The 18139-nt window shown below is 53.0% G+C and carries 18 protein-coding genes; 7 read left to right on the top strand and 11 right to left on the bottom strand.

All coding sequences use genetic code 11. The features are described 5' to 3' along the window. Positions 1-63: 63 nt before the first annotated feature. From hpxZ to hpxW, 4 genes are read right to left on the bottom strand one after another with little or no spacing between them, the layout of a single operon-like run. Positions 64-450, bottom strand: coding sequence for an oxalurate catabolism protein HpxZ (gene hpxZ / locus AWR26_RS16265; RefSeq protein ID WP_035886240.1), 387 nt, complete (start codon positions 448-450; stop codon positions 64-66). After that, on the bottom strand, positions 447-1844 hold the full coding sequence (locus AWR26_RS16260) for an AtzE family amidohydrolase (protein ID WP_064567388.1): 1398 nt from the start codon (positions 1842-1844) through the stop codon (positions 447-449). The genes hpxZ and AWR26_RS16260 overlap by 4 nt, the downstream gene beginning before the upstream one ends. Beyond that, the gene (gene hpxX / locus AWR26_RS16255) at positions 1841-2029 is read right to left on the bottom strand and encodes an oxalurate catabolism protein HpxX (RefSeq protein WP_007374292.1); all 189 of its coding nucleotides are present in this window, start codon (positions 2027-2029) and stop codon (positions 1841-1843) included. The genes AWR26_RS16260 and hpxX overlap by 4 nt, the downstream gene beginning before the upstream one ends. A gap of 10 nt (positions 2030-2039) precedes the next feature. Further along, positions 2040-3623 (bottom strand): oxamate amidohydrolase, encoded by a 1584-nt coding sequence (hpxW, locus tag AWR26_RS16250; RefSeq protein ID WP_064567386.1) that lies wholly within the window; start codon positions 3621-3623, stop codon positions 2040-2042. 165 nt (positions 3624-3788) lie between these two features. On the opposite strand from hpxW, the gene hpxU reads away from it, so the two are divergent. The 7 genes from hpxU (at position 3789) to hpxK (ending at position 10168) form a co-directional block, all read left to right on the top strand. After that, positions 3789-4628 (top strand): MurR/RpiR family transcriptional regulator HpxU, encoded by an 840-nt coding sequence (hpxU, locus tag AWR26_RS16245; RefSeq protein WP_064567384.1) that lies wholly within the window; start codon positions 3789-3791, stop codon positions 4626-4628. Between the two features lie 204 nt (positions 4629-4832). Beyond that, complete coding sequence (locus AWR26_RS16240) at positions 4833-5618, top strand: transporter substrate-binding domain-containing protein (protein ID WP_064567382.1); 786 nt, start codon at positions 4833-4835, stop codon at positions 5616-5618. A gap of 9 nt (positions 5619-5627) precedes the next feature. Further along, a complete protein-coding gene (locus AWR26_RS16235) occupies positions 5628-6293 on the top strand; it encodes an amino acid ABC transporter permease (RefSeq protein ID WP_064567380.1) in 666 nt (221 codons plus the stop codon). Then, entirely contained in the window at positions 6293-6949 is a 657-nt protein-coding gene (locus tag AWR26_RS16230) for an amino acid ABC transporter permease (RefSeq protein WP_064569039.1), read from the top strand. The genes AWR26_RS16235 and AWR26_RS16230 overlap by 1 nt, the downstream gene beginning before the upstream one ends. Further along, a complete protein-coding gene (locus AWR26_RS16225) occupies positions 6930-7667 on the top strand; it encodes an amino acid ABC transporter ATP-binding protein (RefSeq protein WP_035886236.1) in 738 nt (245 codons plus the stop codon). Before AWR26_RS16230 ends, AWR26_RS16225 begins: the two co-directional genes overlap by 20 nt. Positions 7668-7682: 15 nt before the next feature. Further along, the gene (locus AWR26_RS16220; RefSeq protein WP_064567378.1) at positions 7683-8921 is read left to right on the top strand and encodes a pyridoxal-phosphate-dependent aminotransferase family protein; all 1239 of its coding nucleotides are present in this window, start codon (positions 7683-7685) and stop codon (positions 8919-8921) included. Beyond that, entirely contained in the window at positions 8921-10168 is a 1248-nt protein-coding gene (gene hpxK, locus AWR26_RS16215) for an allantoate amidohydrolase (RefSeq protein ID WP_064567376.1), read from the top strand. The genes AWR26_RS16220 and hpxK overlap by 1 nt, the downstream gene beginning before the upstream one ends. A gap of 61 nt (positions 10169-10229) precedes the next feature. Here hpxK and AWR26_RS16210 read toward each other — a convergent pair whose 3' ends face one another. The 7 genes from AWR26_RS16210 to ecpA form a co-directional block, all read right to left on the bottom strand. Next, a complete protein-coding gene (locus AWR26_RS16210) occupies positions 10230-10712 on the bottom strand; it encodes a hypothetical protein (protein ID WP_064567373.1) in 483 nt (160 codons plus the stop codon). Next, positions 10705-11616 (bottom strand): winged helix-turn-helix domain-containing protein, encoded by a 912-nt coding sequence (locus AWR26_RS16205; RefSeq protein ID WP_064567371.1) that lies wholly within the window; start codon positions 11614-11616, stop codon positions 10705-10707. The genes AWR26_RS16210 and AWR26_RS16205 overlap by 8 nt, the downstream gene beginning before the upstream one ends. Before the next feature lie 296 nt (positions 11617-11912). After that, a complete protein-coding gene (locus tag AWR26_RS16200) occupies positions 11913-12590 on the bottom strand; it encodes a fimbrial biogenesis chaperone (protein ID WP_064567369.1) in 678 nt (225 codons plus the stop codon). Next, positions 12580-14223, bottom strand: coding sequence for a fimbrial adhesin EcpD (gene ecpD / locus AWR26_RS16195; protein WP_064567368.1), 1644 nt, complete (start codon positions 14221-14223; stop codon positions 12580-12582). The genes AWR26_RS16200 and ecpD overlap by 11 nt, the downstream gene beginning before the upstream one ends. Beyond that, positions 14213-16732: a fimbrial biogenesis outer membrane usher protein gene (locus tag AWR26_RS16190; protein WP_407658706.1), complete on the bottom strand. Its 2520-nt coding sequence runs from the start codon at positions 16730-16732 to the stop codon at positions 14213-14215. Before AWR26_RS16190 ends, ecpD begins: the two co-directional genes overlap by 11 nt. A gap of 24 nt (positions 16733-16756) precedes the next feature. Continuing rightward, positions 16757-17425, bottom strand: a complete 669-nt coding sequence (locus AWR26_RS16185; protein WP_064567365.1) for an EcpB family pilus assembly chaperone — start codon at positions 17423-17425, stop codon at positions 16757-16759. A gap of 57 nt (positions 17426-17482) precedes the next feature. Then, a complete protein-coding gene (gene ecpA, locus AWR26_RS16180; protein ID WP_064567363.1) occupies positions 17483-18058 on the bottom strand; it encodes a common pilus major fimbrillin subunit EcpA in 576 nt (191 codons plus the stop codon). Positions 18059-18139 lie beyond the last annotated feature (81 nt).

Raw genomic sequence — 18139 nt, 5'->3', positions numbered from 1 at the left:
AAAATGGGATAATTCTTCACTAAGGTTGAATATAGCCCGGAACGCGTAATCCGGGCGTTTTTGTTAACTCATCAAACTGACCTGGGCGGCAACGATGCGCCAGCCGTAGGGGAAGCGCACCCAGCTTTGCTGCTGGCGACCAATGCGATCGCTCCCTTCACGGGTGAATTCGGTGCTGCACACGGCGTAATCCTCGCCGAAAGTGGTAATGACCGTATGGCGCAACTCGCGCTGCAAACCGGCGGCCGGACGCGCGGCGCGAAAGGCGCGGATCTCCTCAATGCCATAAAGATTCTCGCCTGCGCCGAGACGCACGGTGCTGGCATCGTGCCAGAATAGTTCATCAAGCACCGCAATATCGTTGCTGACCAGCGCGTCTTCATAGCGATAAAACGCGGCAGTGACCTCCGCCAGTACCCACGGGCGGTTAATGTCGTCCTGATGCATCATAGTGTTATCTCCGCAGGGCGGGCATCGGTGATGCCCTGTTCTTCCAGCACGCGGGCGGCGCGCAGGCAGGCTTGTTCGTTAAACGGCGCCGCAATCAGTTGCAGGCCAATTGGCTTGCCGGACGCGGTGCGCAGCGGCACGGTCACCACCGGCAGGCCTAAAAACGAAATCGGCTGCGTCAGCATGCCCATGCTGGCGCGGATCGGCAGCGGCTGGCCGTTTATCTCCATCGTCTGTTCGCCGATTTGCGTGGCGCTGCGCGGTGTGGCCGGGGCGATCAGCACATCGGCATGGGCAAACAGCGCGCGGCTTTCCTGCTGCGCGTGGCGGCGAAAACGCTGCGCCTGTAAATACCATGCCGCCGGGATCATCGCGCCCGCCAGCAGACGTTCGCGCGAGTGGGGTTCAAAACGCTGTGGTTCGCGGCGCAGCGCAGGTAAATACTGATTACCGCCTTCCGAGGCGCTGATAATGAACGCTGCCGAACGCGAGAGTTCCGCTTCGGGAAAGAACACTTCTTCGCGCGCATCGAGAGCGTGCGCTACACGGCTGAGCGCAGCTCTGGCATCGTCATCGCACCAGGTGGTGAAATAACCGCTCAGCACTGCGCAGCGTAACCCCTCCATCCCGCGTGACAGCAGCGGTTGTGCCGCTTCACTGGCGATTTGTGCTTGAAAGGCATCCTGCGGATCGCGCCCCTGTAAGGCATCATAAACCGCCGCCAGATCGCTCACCCGGCGGGCGAACGGCCCAATATGGTCGAGGCTGGGGACAAACGGGTGCGTTCCGGCACGCGACAGACGACCAAATGTCGGTTTAAGCCCGAAGATGCCGCACAGCGAGGCGGGCACGCGAATAGAGCCGTTGGTGTCGCTGCCGAGCGAAAAATGCACCAGCCCAGCGGCGACCGCCACCGCTGAACCGCCGGAAGAACCGCCAGCAATGCGCGTCAGATCGTGCGGGTTGCGCGTCGCGCCGTAGTGGCTGTTTTCAGTGGTAAAACCGTAGGCGTAAGCGTCCATATTGACCATGCCCGACAGCAGCCCGCCAGCCTGCCGTAACTGGCGCACGGCGCGGCTATCTTCTGTGGCGGCGGGGCGCTGGCTGAATAACTCTGCGCCTGCAAGCGTGGTGTGCCCGGCGACATCAAACAGGTTTTTCACCGCGTAGGGAATGCCTGCCAGCGGCGGCAGCGGCTGGCCATTCTGCCGTAGGGTATCGATGCGCTGCGCTTCGTCGAGCATGCGTGCTGCGGTCACCGTCGTCCAGGCGTTGATCTGCGGGTTGATTTGCTCAATCGCTGTCAGCGTCTGGCGGGCAATGTCGCTCGCGCTCAAATCCCCTGCGGCCAGTGATTGTTGGATGTCGGCAATACTCATCTCATGCAGCTTCATGCTTTGTACACTCCGGCAATTTCCAGACGATCGTCCAGCGGCAGCGCCATCAGCGGTTCAGCCATCGCGGCAATGCGGCGAAACTGTAGCAGCAGCTCGGCGCGCCGCTCATCCGTCAGTTCCACGCCATGAATGCGGATCATGGCGTCCAGATAGACGTCCCATTCGGGTTGTGAATTGTTCATGGTTCTCTCCTCAAAAACCGGCGGCGGAGCCGTTACTGCGGGGATCGAATGCCCCTTCAAACAGACCGTCAGGATGGCGAACAATCGCGCCTGCGTGGCCCATCGCTTCGCTGAAATCCGCCAGCACGTCAACGTCATGGCCCAACGCGCGCAGGCGGGCGACGGTCTCGGGCGAGAAGCGGCCTTCCAGCTTCAGCGAATCCGAGGTTTGCCCCCAGGTGCGCCCCAGCAGCCAGCGCGGGCGGCTGATTGACTCTTGCAGCGGTACGCCTTGCATTACGTAGCGGGTAAAAAGCGCTGCCTGGGTTTGCGGCTGGCCGTCGCCGCCCATCGAGCCGTAGACCATCACCCGGCCATCATGTAGCCGTGCTGCCGCCGGGTTGAGGGTATGAAACGGTTGTTTGCCCGGTGCGAGCGCCAGCAGGTGATCGGGGTTGAGGCTGAACGATGCGCCACGGTTTTGCCAGACGATGCCGGTATCCGGTAGCACCACACCGCTGCCAAACTCATGATAAATGCTCTGAATAAATGACACGGCGAGGCCGCTGTTATCCATAACGCCCATCCAGACGGTATCACCCGGCCCTTTGCCTGCGCCCCACGGCGCGGCCTGCCTTTCATCCACACGGTTAGCCAGCGCCTGAAGTTCGCTTGCGGCCAGCAGGCTTTGTATGTCGGTTTTCAGGTGGCGCGGATCGGTGATGTGGGTATCGCGCAGGCCGAAGGCGAGCTTGGTAGCCTCCACAATGCGGTGCACGGTGGCGGCATCGTCCGCGTTTCCCATCGCCAGACGGTCGGTAATACCGAGGATCGCCAGTGAAACCAGCCCCTGTGTCGGCGGCGCAAGGTTCCATACATCCCCCTGCGAATGCTGCAAGTGCAGCGGCGTGGTGCGGCGTGCGCGATGCTGCTGAAGATCTTCCCGCGTCACAGGCAGGCCATATTGCGCCATGCCGCGCGCCAGGCTCTCGGCCAGCGGGCCGCGATAAAAACTCTCCAGCCCCTCTTCAGCAAGGCGTTGCAGCGTAGCGGCGAGCGCCGGTTGACGGAAACGGCTGCCCGCTTTTGGCGGCTGGCCGTTGTGCAGATAGGTGTCGGCAAAGCCAGGCAGATCGCGCAGTTCGGCCAGTTTATCCGCCGTGGCGGTGGCCTGGGAAAGTGTCACCGGCGTGCCGTGTTGGGCGTAATCTATCGCATCCGTCAGCAGACGCGGCAACGGCAGCGCTTTGCCGGTTAATTCGTGCGAGACCTTCAACGCTTCATCCCAGCCGCTGACGGTGCCCGCAACAGTGAGCGCGGCGCGCGGGCCGCGATGCGGGATCGTCGCCAGATCGCTGTAGGCCGCGAGCGTCGCCAGCGAACCGGCAGCGCCACTGGCGTCGATGGCAATCGGTTCGCCTTCCGGCGGCACAATCAGCCAGAAACCGTCGCCGCCGAGGCTGTTCATATGGGGATAAACCACCGCAATCGTCGCCGCAGCGGCAACCATCGCCTCGATGGCGCTGCCGCCTTCGCGCAGGACAGACAGCGCACTTTGGCTGGCAAGATGATGGGGGGCGACCGCCATCCCGTGGGTGGAGACATTACTTTGCATTCGCTGTCCTCGTAAGCCGAAAAGTAGCCTGAAGTTGCAAAAGCCGTTCCATTTCTGAATAAAAAGTTTCACAGAGCGGGGCCGTGTCATTTTTTTGCCGGGCTGGCATGCATTGTGAAAGGGGAAATCGGTATAGTGCGATGAAACGAAAGTTACAGAGGTCTTATGGAACAGCTTGATGAACGTCTGAAAGGGCAATATGCCTCGTTATCGCCCCAGGAGCAGCGGGTGGCCGATTTTATCTTCGATCACTTTGATGACCTCATAAGCTATAACAGTGCTGAGCTGGCGCAGCTCAGCGGGGTGTCGAAGGCTACCGTCAGCCGCCTGTTCAAGCGTCTGGGGTATGAGAAATATAAAGACATGCGCGATGAACTGCGTACGCTGCGACAAAGCGGGATGCCGCTGACGGATAACCGCGATGCGGTGCAGGGCAATACGCTGCTGGCGCGCCACTATAAGCAGGAGATGGCGAACCTGACGCAGTGGGTTAATGCGCTGGATGCGCAGCAGTTTGCCGGTGCGCTGGAGGCAATAGTGAAGGCGCAACGCATCATTATTATTGGTATGCGTAACTCCTGGCCGGTGGCGCTGCACCTGCGCCAGCAGCTATTGCAGGCGCGCGGACAAGTGCAAGTGCTGCCGCAGCCGGGGCAGAGCCTGAGTGAAGAGTTGGTGGATTTAACGCCGGGCGATCTGGTGGTGATGGTAGCGTTTCGCCGTCGCCCGCGCATTATCCGCCCGCTGATGCAGCAGTTACAGAACGCGAACATTCCGCTGCTGCTGCTGTGCGAGCCGCAGGCGCACAACCTTTTTCCGCTGGCGAGCTGGCACCTTTGCGCACCGCTGGACAGCGTTTCCGCCTATGACAGCTATGCGTCAGTCAACAGTTTGATCAACCTGCTGGCGAATGCGTTTCTGCATGAAATTCTCGATAAAGGACGCCCGCGTATTCATGACATTGCCACGCTGTATCAGAAGCTGGATGAACTGGAACAGCGATAATGGGGCACCAGTGTGGTGATTTTGCATTGTTTTGGTGCATTTGATTACCACGAAACGTTCCGGTTTGAAGCGTCTTTTCTTTGTTTTCTCTGCGATAAATGCCGATTTCACCGTCGGCATTTTTATTGTGCACCGCTGGCACATTAGTTGCAGATATCAATTTAAGGAATCTTTTGTTTCATGTTAACGTAACGGGTAATCACCATGAGAAAACTTTTGATCGCACTGGCCGGGGCCGCTTGTCTGTTCACCTATGCTGCGGCTGCGCAGGCTGACCAATTACAGGATATTGAAAAGCGCGGCGTGATCCGCATTGCCGTTCCGCAGGATTTCCCGCCGTTTGGTTCGGTAGGCACCGATCTGCAACCGCAGGGCTATGACATCGATATGGCACGTTACCTCGCCAAACAGATGAAACTGAAGTTGCAACTGGTGCCGGTTACCAGCGCTAACCGCGTGCCTTATCTGCAAACCGATAAAGTGGATTTGGTGATCTCCAGCCTCGGTAAAAACGCCGAGCGCGAAAAGGTGATTGATTTCAGCCGCGCCTATGCGCCGTTCTTCCTTGGCGTGTTCGGGCCTAAAGGGGCGGAACTGAAAGATGCTGCGGCGCTGAGCGGCAAAAGCATCGGGGTAACGCGCGGCGCGGTTGAGGACATGGTATTGACCAGCGTTGCACCGAAAGATGCCGAGGTGAAACGTTACGAAGATAACAACACCACGCTCTCGGCGTATCTCTCCGGGCAGGTGCAGTATGTGGCGACCGGTAACCTTGTTGTGGCGGCGATTGCCCGGCAGAACGCGGATAAAGCCCCGGTACCGAGCTTTATGCTGAAAGATTCTCCGTGTTTTATCGGCCTGAAAAAGGACGAACCAGCGCTGAAAGAGAAGGTGAATGCGCTGATTGAGCAAGGGATTAAGGACGGTACGCTGAACAGCCTCTCTGAGCAGTGGCTGAAAGCGCCGCTGCCGGCAAACCTTGGCGCATAAGGCGTGTGAATGACGGAACAACTTCATTTTTCTGCACTCTGGCCGCACTGGCCAGAGTTGCTGGCGGGGATGTGGGTCACCGTGCAGTTGACGGTCATGGCGACGGTGGGTGGCCTGGCGATTGGCATTTTCGGTGCGGCGATTCGTAGCGGTCGGCCGACGTGGTTCAGCCGGATCTGGGGCGGTTATGTAGAGCTGATTCGTAACACGCCGTTTGTGGTGCAGCTCTTTTTTATCGTCTTTGGTCTGCCGAATATCGGTTTCAAGATGACGGCTGGCGAAGCGGCGCTGTTGGCGATGATCGTCAACCTGGGCGCTTACAGCACGGAGATCGTGCGTGCCGGGATCCAGGTGACGCCAAAAGGGCAATGGGAAGCCGGGCGCGTGCTGGGGTTAAGCCGAAGCCAGACGTTTATCCGCGTGGTGCTTCCCCCTGCGTTGCAGCGCATTTATCCGGCGCTGGTTAGCCAGTGCATTATTGTCATGCTGGGATCGTCCGTGGTGTCGCAGGTCTCCTATGAAGAGCTGACCTTCGCCGCCAACCTGATTCAGTCGCGGACATTCCTCAGCTTTGAGGTCTATCTGGTGACCACCGGCATTTATCTGCTGCTCTCGATCGCCATGCGTCAGTTGATGATGGCGGCGGGACGGAAATGGTTGGGGGTACAGGCATGATGACCACATTTACCGACTGGGACATTATCCGCAACCTGCTGCTGGCCGGGCGCTGGACGGTGTTGTTGTCGCTGGTGGCGTTTATGGGCGGGGCGCTGGTAACGCTGCCGCTGTTGCTGCTGCGACTCACTGGCGGGCGTCAGGTGAAACGCCTGATCCGCGCCTATATCGAACTGTTTCAGGGCACGCCGCTGTTGATGCAGTTGTTCCTCGCCTTTTTCGGTGTGGCGCTCTTCGGCATCGATGTGTCGCCCTGGACGGCAGCCTCGCTGGCGCTGACGCTCTATACCAGTGCGTTTTTACTCGATATCGGCTATGGCAGCATTCGCGCACTGCCGAAAGGGCAATGGGAAGCCTCGCGCTGCCTGGGGTTGAGCTTTGGTCAGACGTTATTCCGCGTGGTGGCGCCGCAGGCATTGCGCATCGCCATTGCGCCAACGGTCGGTTTTGCCGTGCAGGTGATAAAAGGTACTGCGCTTTCGTCAATCATCGGTTTTGTTGAATTGACCAAGGCCGGCACGATGCTGACCAACGTCACTTATCAGCCGTTTAAAGTCTTTGCGCTGGTGGCGCTGGGCTACTTCATTTTGTGCTATCCGCTGTCCCGCTACAGCCGTTACCTGGAGAATAAATTCAATGCCTCTCATCACCATTAATCAGGTACAGAAGTACTACGGCGACAACCACGTGCTAAAGGGTGTCGATTTGGACATCGATATGGGCGAGGTGATCTCGATTATCGGCCGTAGCGGATCGGGTAAAAGCACGCTGCTGCGCTGCATTAACGGCCTCGAAGGCTACCAGGAAGGGAGCATTAAGCTGGGCGGCGTGACCATTACTGACCGCGATTCACAGGCGCGGGAGATCAGCCGTTCCATCGGAATGGTGTTCCAGAGCTTTAATCTGTTCCCGCACATGACCGCGCTGGAGAACGTCATGCTGGCGCCGCGTCGGGTGCTGAAAAAAAGCGCCGCCGAGTGTCGCGAACTGGCGCAACGGATGCTGGAGAAAGTGGGGCTTGGCGACCGCCTCGATTACTACCCGGCGAATCTCTCCGGCGGTCAGCAGCAGCGCGTGGCGATTGCCCGTGCGCTGGCAATGTCGCCGAAAGTTTTACTTTGTGACGAGATAACCTCCGCGCTCGATCCCGAACTGGTGGGCGAAGTACTGAAAGTGCTGGAGCAACTGGCTGCCGAAGGGATGACGTTGATCCTTGTCACCCATGAAATGAATTTTGCCCGCGAAGTGGGCGACCGCGTGGTGTTTATGCATCAGGGCCGGGTGTGGGAGCAGGGCGACAGCAAAACGCTGTTTGCCAGCCCGCAGACTACCGAGCTGAAGCAGTTTATCTCTTCCGTGCGCGGTCTTAATTAACGTAAGGAATTTCAGATGGATATCGCTCAATTTCCGCAAATCAATCCGCCGCAACGTCTGCTGATGGGACCGGGGCCAATCAATGCTGATCCGCGCGTGCTGCGTGCCATGTCGAGCCAACTGATCGGCCAGTACGATCCGGCGATGACCCACTATATGAACGAAGTGATGGCGCTTTATCGCGGCGTGTTTCGCACGGAAAACCGCTGGACGATGCTGGTTGACGGCACGTCGCGCGCCGGGATAGAGGCGATCCTTATTTCCGCAATCCGGCCGGGCGATAAAGTGCTGGTACCGGTGTTTGGCCGCTTTGGTCATCTGCTGTGTGAAATCGCCCGTCGCTGTCGCGCCGAAGTGCATACGATTGAAGTACCGTGGGGCGAGGTTTTCACGCCGGATCAGATTGAAGATGCCATTAAGCGCGTGCGCCCGCGCCTGCTGTTAACGGTGCAGGGCGATACGTCAACCACCATGCTGCAACCGCTGGCGGAACTGGGCGCTATTTGTCGTCGCTACGATGTGCTGTTTTACACCGATGCCACCGCTTCACTCGGCGGTAACGCGCTGGAAACCGATGCCTGGCAACTGGATGCTGTCTCTGCGGGGATGCAGAAGTGCTTAGGCGGGCCGTCCGGTACCTCGCCCATTACCCTGAGTAGCCGCATGGAAGAGGTGATCCGCCGACGTAAATGTGTTGAAGAGGGTATTCGCACTGATGCGCATCTCGACGGCGTGGATGAGATGGTTTACTCCAACTATTTCGATCTCGGCATGGTGATGGATTACTGGGGGCCGGAGCGACTGAATCACCACACTGAAGCGACTACCGCGCTATTCGGCGCACGTGAATGTGCCCGGCTGATTCTGCAAGAGGGGCTCGATAATGGTATTGCGCGTCATAAGCTGCATGGTGATGCGTTGCTGAAAGGGATTCAGGCAATGGGGCTGGAAGCCTACGGCGATTTGCAACACAAAATGAACAACGTGCTGGGCGTCGTCATTCCGCAGGGCGTGAACGGTGACCAGGTACGCAAATTGATGCTGGAGGATTTCGGCATTGAGATCGGCACCTCTTTCGGCCCGCTGCACGGCAAAGTGTGGCGTATCGGCACCATGGGCTACAACGCGCGTAAAGCCTGTGTGATGAACACCCTGAGCGCACTGGAGTCCGTGCTGAATTACCTGAAATTCGCCACCACACAAGGGGCGGCGATGCAGGCCGCGTGGGATCACTATCTCAGCGAGGATGCGTGATGATTCGACCGGCACGCCTCGAGGCGGCAGCACGTGTAATGGCCCGCGCCGATGAGCTGGCCGCGATCAGCGAAACACCGGATGCACTGACCCGGGTTTATCTTTCCGCACAGCATTTACAGGCCAACCAGCGGGTTGCGGAGTGGATGCGCCAGGCGGGAATGCTGGTCTGGCAGGACAGTGTGGGCAATATTTGTGGTCGCTATGAAGCGGTTCAGGAAGGCGCTCCGGCGGTGCTACTCGGTTCGCATCTTGATACCGTGCGTAACGCCGGGCGTTACGACGGGATGCTTGGCGTGCTGACGGCCATCGAAGTAGTACACAGCCTGCATCAGCAGGATGTACGTCTGGCGCAGGCGATCGAGATTGTCGGTTTTTGTGATGAAGAGGGTACGCGTTTTGGTATCACTTTGCTGGGAAGCCGCGGGTTGACCGGAAGCTGGCCAGCGCACTGGCTTTCGCAAACTGATGCCGAGGGGATTAGCGTGGCGCAGGCGATGGTCAATGCCGGGCTGGACCCGCAGCGGATCCCGCAGGCGGCGCGCGATGCGGCGGCCTTCAGCAGCTATCTCGAATTGCATATCGAGCAGGGGCCGTGCCTGGAACAGGCTGGGCTGGCGCTGGGCGTGGTCGAGGCGATCAATGGCGCGCGCAGGCTAAATTGCCGCTTTACCGGCGAAGCCGGACATGCTGGCACGGTGCCGATGAGTCACCGGAAAGATGCGTTGGCCGCGGCGGCTGAGTGGATGATCGCCGTTGAGAGCACCACGCAACAGCAAGGTGGCAACCTGGTGGCTACCGTGGGGAATATGCGGGTTCTGCCTGGCGCGGTGAATGTCATCCCCGGCGAGGTGTCGTTGTCGCTCGATATCCGTGGCCCGCAGGATGTGCCACTTGATGCGCTGCTCAATGAATTACTGGCGATGGCGCAGGCCATCGCGGCGCGGCGCCATCTGCAATTCAGCGCCGAGGAGTTTTATCGTATTGCCGCCACGCCCTGCAATCAAAAGCTGCAAACATTGCTTGCTGATGCGGTGCAGGTTGTGCAGGGGGAGACGCTGTCGTTACCGAGCGGCGCAGGGCATGATGCTATCGCCATGGCGGAACGCTGGCCGGTTGGCATGCTGTTTGTGCGCTGCAAAGGTGGGATTAGCCACCATCCGGCGGAATCGGTACAGGTCGAAGATGTTGCGCTGGCTATTGATGCTTTTGGCCGCGCGGTGAGTGTGTTGGCCGCTGCGGAATAATCTCTGCAACGGCAGGTTTCAACCTGAAGGGAGGCGATGGACTGCCTCCCGGCGCTAAGCGTTAACGGGCGCATAAAAACAGTGGGCGCTTGCCGATGACAAACAGAAAGCCGTTTTTACCCTGTGGACGAATGGAGTAGTTGATCTCTTTATTCGGGTAGACATAAAAATCAGGCAGCACGCTCGCAATAACGTTATCGGTCGAGGTTTCGATGCTGTCCACTTTATTCACTGCAGTTGACGTAAAGTGATAGGAATGACGATTTTCTGTCCATGTATAAGAGACGTCTCGCCTGATCGTTTCTGTCGGTTTATTGTCTTCCATATAGCCGCCGCTTACGGATACAACGCCGCGTTTAGCCTCTCTGTTATACATAAAGTCGAGAGTAAAATTAGCTTGTACGTTTTTGTGATAAACAATCACTGAAGCTGAACATGTTTCCGTATAGCCGGATGATGCGACGAACAGATAATACAGATAACCTACAATCGCACCAGCGACTAAAAATATAAAGCTGAACAGAATGGTTTTTTTGTTATTCACTCTGCACTCTCCTGAAATAGAGTGAAATACAACCCGGTGAAACGGAGTTTTTAAAATCCTGCTTACAGGCTAGTGCAGTAAGCGTTGGCGATGTGGCTGATACCGGGAAATAAACCCAAGGATAAATCTTACAGTTTAGTCCGGTATTCTTAATCAGATTTTTATATTTCTGATAATAATTTCTGCTATCATGCGTGTCATCTTTAGTATAGATCTGACAGCCATTATCATTTTCTACAAAATTATAATTATCAAAGAAAACAGGCGTTTTACCGAATGGTAAAGAGTATGCAATTATCAGCAAACCTGTGGCAAAAGCGGCAAATATAATGACTGCCGATAAATGCCAGCCGGCAGATCGTGAAGGTTTGCTGGCAGGTATTTTATTGCGCCCAGGCGTTACCAGTGGAGTTTGTTCACGCTCATTGACATGCGCGCTTATCGCAGACCACGTCGGCTGGTCTGCGGTGCTATCGCGGGTAATAGCAGGATCGCCGTATTCTGTGTCTGAGGTAATATCGACTTCAGTAATGTCGGTTTCCGGTGTAACCGCTGCGTTAGATTTGTCCTGTTTTATGATTTTCACACTGTCGTCAATTTGAAAGCCTTTTCTGGGGATGGTTGCAATTAATCGGCTATCCGTTTCGCCGACTGCCCGCAATCCACGACGCACGATCGAGATATTTTGATATAACGTATTTGTTGGAACCAGCATGCCTTCTTCTTCCCAGACTTTTTTGAAGAAATCTTGCTGGAGAACAATTTCGGGTGAAGCCTCTAGTAGAAGCAGCAAACAACGGCTGGCGGGGGCTGTCAGCGTGACGTTTATTTCAGGATTGCTCACTGAAATAAGCTTTTTCATTTCCGGTCTGAATTCAATGTTATCGTTAATAATCCAGTTCATATACGCTACAACACAGCCATTGGTTGTGTTCCTTTATAAGTGTTTTATCTGTGTGAAAATCTGTAGATAAATATTTGAACATACACAGGGTTTGTTTTCCATGCTTTTTATATGTAGTTCAGCTAACCCACCCGCATTGATTGTAATGCTGAATGCTTCATTGTTAATAAAAATATTTTTCAAAGACTTATGCATTATTCTGGCGGTTTGTCAGGTTGGATTTATTGGGTTTTTATATATCTTAAATGCCTTATTAAGAATTACTTAAGATGCTTAAATGCCCTGTGAAGATGCTATTAATTGCATGTGTTAATTACTTTTATAAAACTATCATTGTAAACAATGTATATTTGTGAGGCAGTTGTGAGCGCTGGTTGATGAATGATATCCCCTGGGCGCATATACCACGATTTACCCTCCGCTTCCGCTGAGCCACAGTAGGGTTTCTCGATCAGCCTGAACCAGGTGTTACCGCTGTTTTTGAAACGCCCCTTTTGCCGCTCAAAATCCCATTCGAAATGGATTTTGCGCGGGCGGACCACCAGAATGGTGTCCATTATGATGACGGGCATCATACCGACGGTACTTTTAGAGGAAAGGTGAGTGGTGCGGTTTTGTGGCGGTATTTCCTGAAAAGAGACGCGGTAGTAGCGCTCTTTGTCGTCTGCCGGGCCATGATAAAAGAATTTGAAAAAGTCACTCTCTCCCGGCACGAGCGTTATCTGTCGCGGTGTAAACAACAGCTCTCCATCAGCGGTACGCGAGGAGACTTCCTGCTCTCCGGGTTTGTCGATGGATCGGACTTTCACGCGGTAAAGTCGTGCCTCTTTATTATTATTCACCACATGCTTGGCGACCATGTTGTTTTCCGCTGGCATGGAAAATGTCATGTCGCCGACCGAAATCGCCAGGCTGTACGCTGGCGCCATGAGCGCCAGCAGAGCGAAAAGAGAGTGAAGAAATTTACCTTGCATTTTGCCACATCGCCATTACGGTGACGTCCCCGGACGCACTGACGTCGCCATACCAGTCATTCTGATTAAGGGTTTTCAATGATTGTGGATCGTTCATTGGAATGGAAAACCGGACGGTTGATTTTCTTGTTACACCGGTTTCGCCGTTTGCCAGCGCCAGAGGTGTAGATGACCATAATGCTCCGGTCATGTCACGCCACTGCCCGTCACAGCCCACATCGATCTCTTCACGGGTTCCGCTCTGGGTGACAAAACTCACGATACCGGGGAAGGGCACCCGCGTTTGCCCGTCTTTTGAACTGAATATACACCAGGGGCGACCATTGATAGTTTGTGTCGGACCACTGACACTGACTAAGACCATATCCGCCGCCGTTTTTCCATTTGTGGTAACAATATAATCAAAATCGAGATCGGGATTAGCGAAGCCAACCGTTCCTGATCTGCTGGGTGTCACCGTAAAATCAGCCGGGATAATACTGATGCTAAAGTTGGTCGGCTTAAAGATAAGCTGTGCGGAGGTTGAAAACTCATACCAGCCGGATTCCGGCGCGGTGAGGTTTCTTAAACGGAACGTCACTAAATCACGTAAGTTACTTCCATTGGCGTTTTGATTAATCATCTCCTTAAAAAAATTATTTGAGAAAAAGAGATAAATTGAATCATGCCCTTTCATCGCATTAAACGTGTAGTAATTTGTTGTCCCTGTTACCGTCTGCCAGCTTGCGCCATCAAGGCTGAATTGCATATCTGCCGCTCTGACGGCAGACTCCAGCCCGGCATGGGAGATAGCCGGGAAAAAACGCACATCGGTGTCGCTAATACCATTATGATTTAACGTGTAAGTAACCACCTTGCAGGCAATGCCTGAAACACTGCCGATCACCTGCATCCGGCAATCTGCATTGCCTTCACCGATTGTTGGCGTCCCGTCGGTATTAAAGAAGATCTCTGACATCGAATTGGTACTGTAGAACTTGAAATGTGCAGCTTTAGTGTAAGAGACCTTACGCTCATACCAGTTGCCGCTGGGCATATACTGACAACGCTGCCCCAGTTTTGCATCATAAGCGTCTCTTGTCCGGCAGGTATTAATCGTCATGGAGAACGTTTGGCCGACCGGGGAATTGTTCAGATAATAATAAAATTGGTCTGACATCATCCCGTGCGCCCATTTAGCGCCGCCTGGCGTTACGTCCACGCCATAAAAGCCCTGGCTGTCCGTGGCCTGCGGCGGCAGCATGGAGGTTGCCATATCACAACCGCTGTACCAGTTGATACAGCGCATACCGACAAGCAGGTTTGACGCTGGAGCATTGGTGAGCCACATATCGAAGTAATAATTATCGCCAATTAAGGTATTGTAACCATTGTCAATATAACCAAGGCTGGTCTGATACATAGTACCTGAGCCGTTATATTTCAGACCTGTCCAGCGGTTTGAACCTGTCATTCGTGGATCCAGTGCCGCAACTGGCGTTACAAAATAGTTATCATCAGTGTCATTTTCGATGAAAATATATTGGCGTGTAGGTGCATCTGAATAGGTTGTTTTGCTTACCGCGGCGTGGACGGGAGCCGCCATAACATAAAAAACAATCAAAAATAAAAGACGCGAAAGATTAACTTTCATTGTGTTCTCCTGTCGGCATCAGGTTGGCAAAAGTTTTCAGACCCTGGCATGTAATATCACCAACCCATACCGCGCCGCGCGCCTGGCTAAGATCCAGTGCCGCTTCGCAGCTTTCATCATTGCCGTAATTAAAATCAATAACCGGGAATTTTTTATCAATATCCATAACAAATTCACCATTGTTATCAGTCTGCGCACGACCAATATGATTATTTATGCGCGCATTAGTCAGCAGCGTACCGTCTTCAGCACGAATCCTGCCGAATACAGTAACCATTTGTTTAATTTCTGGTTTAATGACTACAACATTACCTGGGTAAAGTGTCAGATGACTTTTTTTGCCGCGGGAAATGTCGTAGCTATCTAATGAATTTTTACTGTTAAGAATTTCAATATCATATTTATTATAGGGATCTAATGGCAGGTAATTATACTTACCGGTCATTGGGAAAGCACGGCCATTGATTTGTGCGGTCAATTTCCCATCATTTCCAATATCGGTGTGGAAAATAACGCCCGCATTTCCTTCATTATTACCGCTGGCCCCAATGCCCTCGGTCTGCCAGCCGAAACTGCCGGACGAGGTCATATTAGAATTAAGGTAACCATCAGCACCGCTATTAAGATTTAGTGTACCGGAAGAGTAGCGTGTTTCATAGCGAGTCCATGCTCCGCCACTCAATGTTTTATTATCACCGCTATCGCCGGAAATGGCGCGAGAAATATCTGCACCAACTGTACGAATAATACCCTCATCGAACTGTTTTTGTGCCGAAATATTCGCCGTAGTATATCCATTCTGGTGCGTCATACCGGTCTGGAGCCAGTTACCTAATGGTAATGAAAAATCGAGTGCAATAAATTTTTGCGTACTACTGGGACCGGTGCTGTCTCCGTAAGAATATTGTTGTATTCCGCCGCGCAGCCCCAGCGAACCAAAACGGCCGCTATAAAGCGACTGGCTATAATCGACAGTGTAGTTATGTGTGTGGTACTGATTATTGCTGTTGTAGCTCGCCGACAGTGTACCTAACTTTGACCACAGCGTATTCAGATTCAGGGACACACCCACCGCTGTATTGTCCGTACTGTTACGGCGCAGGCTGCGGCCAATCACCGTTTTTTCCCGGCTTAACCAGACGTTGCTGAATCCACCGGGAAGCGTTGCATTTATATTACTAATAAGGCTCCATGACCCATCGGTAGCAAACATGTTTTGCATACCCAACTGGAGCGCGTCAACGATCGGCCAGGAAAAATTGCCTTCAGCCACCGCGACATTGTTATAGTGATAGCCCGATGCCATCCAGTTGATTGTATTCAAACCGCCGGACGCGGAGGCACCCACCAGCAGCGTGTTTTTCGCCTGCTGAATGTTCCCGTTTTCATGAACCCAGTCGTCCATGTGCATGCTGCCGCCCCAAATCTGCCAGCTTAAGGGCATATCTGCCGTACGACTTCCGGTGAGCAATTTATTCACTTTTTGAATGTTGCTGCTCGTCACTTTGCCATTGACAATAACGTCGACTTTTACGTCATAAATACCGTACGGCAGATCGCGGGTATCCACTTCATGGCTACCCATATTAAAGTTCTGCACGCTTAGTAGCTTGTCATTGCGGTAAACATGAACCTCACCTGCGGCAGGCAAAAAAGCAATGACCGGCGTGATGGAATGCGAATGATCAAATTTGGTTGAGTTCGCCTGGTTTCCCCATGACATGCCATAAATTTTACCGGACGAGATGGCAGTGACTGGACCGAGAGATTGTAAATTCCATGCATCCAACACTCCCCCGGCAAACCGATAACCAGCGAAATCACGTTCGTACATGACTTTATAAATGTCGGCTTGCTGGTTAGCAGAGCCCAGGCCATAAATAGAGCTATCCACCAACAGATGGTGTTCACGTAATGCCGTGGCGCTCGCCAAAGAGAGATAGCTTGACGTATTGCTATCACCGCCGCGCATTTGGTTATGATAAACACCGAGATCATAATTCAGCGTACCGCTAATACTTTCAGCACTGGATGCGCCAATATCTTGACTACCGTCATGCAGTAACGTACCCAGTGCTTCTTTATTAACGACAAGTTGCAATATTAATTGCTGGAAATTTAAACGTAATGACGCGTCATTCGTCAGCGGAATAGTCAGGTCACTATTAAAACTGGTATTAACTAACGCTGTTAATTTTTCACGTGTTTGCTTATTTATCGAAGCATTTCCATCCTGCTCTTCAAGCTGGACTTGCCGAATTTTGAGCGATTTTTCATCAAGCCAAATTGCCGCAAGCCCAATCCGCTGATCGTCTGATTTCCCCTCTGTATTATTTAAGTGAATATACAGCGGTATGCTCATCCCATCGCGTAATGCGTTATTGAAGGCTTCAGGAATCATCACGCCATTGATTTGTTGATACAAAGATGGTTTAGCAACGGCGCCGTTTACATCAGTAAACAGAACCGCAGTACACGTGATGATTGTTTTTAAAATCTTATTATCCACAATAACGGCTCGCTAGTGAAAATACTATTTGACCGGAATAAAATTGTCCGCTTGCCAGAAAGCGAGTCGTGCTTTCTGATTTTCGATATCCACTTGGGTGAAACTTCTCGTTTTGCCGGGCATTAAGTAATAGTTTTCTTTACACTCTTTTTTCTCAGAGATTTTTTTACAAGGGCCATAGGCAATGAGGCGTAACGTGGCATTGCCAGTATTTTTTATTTCACCCTTTGAATATTGATAGTCATATTTTACTTTTCGCGGTGCGACGACCAGTATTGTACTAATACGAGCGGACGCGGTTGCGACAGCATAACGAGTGGCATTATTTTTTGATGCATTGCTGAGCGCCTGATCAAACCAAATAATACGATAATATCTTTCGATGTCGTCCTGTGGGCCATTATAGTAAAAACGGATCATTTCATTGCTTTCTGCCGGAAGCAACAGACTTCCCGGTGAGAGTAACAATTCATCCTTACTCTCCATCGGTATTGTTTTACCATCGCTCTGCGGCGAACTAATTCTTTCGACGCGAATATTAACCAGCCGTCCGGTGGTCGTCGGGTTTTTTATTGTTTTATTAAGAATAGTGGCATCGCTATACATAAATGAGGAGATATCACCAACATCGAGTGCATATACAGGCATTGCGCCACTTACAAATAGTAGCGTCGCCAGAATCGTTTTTTTCATAGAAATATCGCCGAAGAATTAAGCAGGAGCGTTATTTCGCTCCTGCTGAAAAAAGAATTAGCTCCAGGTAGCGTCGAACTGAACGCTGATATCACCGCTCCAGATACCTTCTGGCAGCTGGCTCATATCCGTAGCGGCAGTGGTGCCATCGGTGGTGCCATTTGCGATAGAGAAGGTGAATGCATCCTGTGCGGTAACACGACCGGTCTTGCTAAAGTCAGTGGCAAGAATGCTCAGGCCGCCATTTTTATTGCTGGTCGTATCAACCATTACGGTATCTGCATTTTGTTTAACTTCTTCACCCATATAATTCACGGCGACATTCAGGGTGGAGCCGGAACCATCAAGCTGAGTCAGGGTGTTGCTGATCAGACGAGAAGAGAGTTTGAATGCGGTAGCGGTAGCGTCGCCTTCAATCGCAACATCAAACAGGCCTTTTTGCGTGTTAAAACCTTTTACGCCATCAGCATACTGGAAGGTCAGGCTACCAAGCGGAGTAACAACCAGTGTGCTGGTGGTATCTTTTTTCGCGGTAGCAGACCAGGTTGCGATAGATTGACCCATCTGGGCGGCCTGTACGGAGCCAGCTGCAAAGGAAGCCAGTAAAGCAAATGCAATTACATTGCGTTTCATAAAAATACCTCAGTTATTTATATATCAGTTTGTTATTTAATCGCTGTGCATCAATGGTTATATCCATCGATGATATATTTG

Source organism: Kosakonia oryzae (genome assembly GCF_001658025.2).
Lineage (GTDB): Bacteria > Pseudomonadota > Gammaproteobacteria > Enterobacterales > Enterobacteriaceae > Kosakonia > Kosakonia oryzae.
Note: the sequence above shows the minus strand (reverse complement) of the source record. Positions and strands in the feature narration are given on the sequence as shown.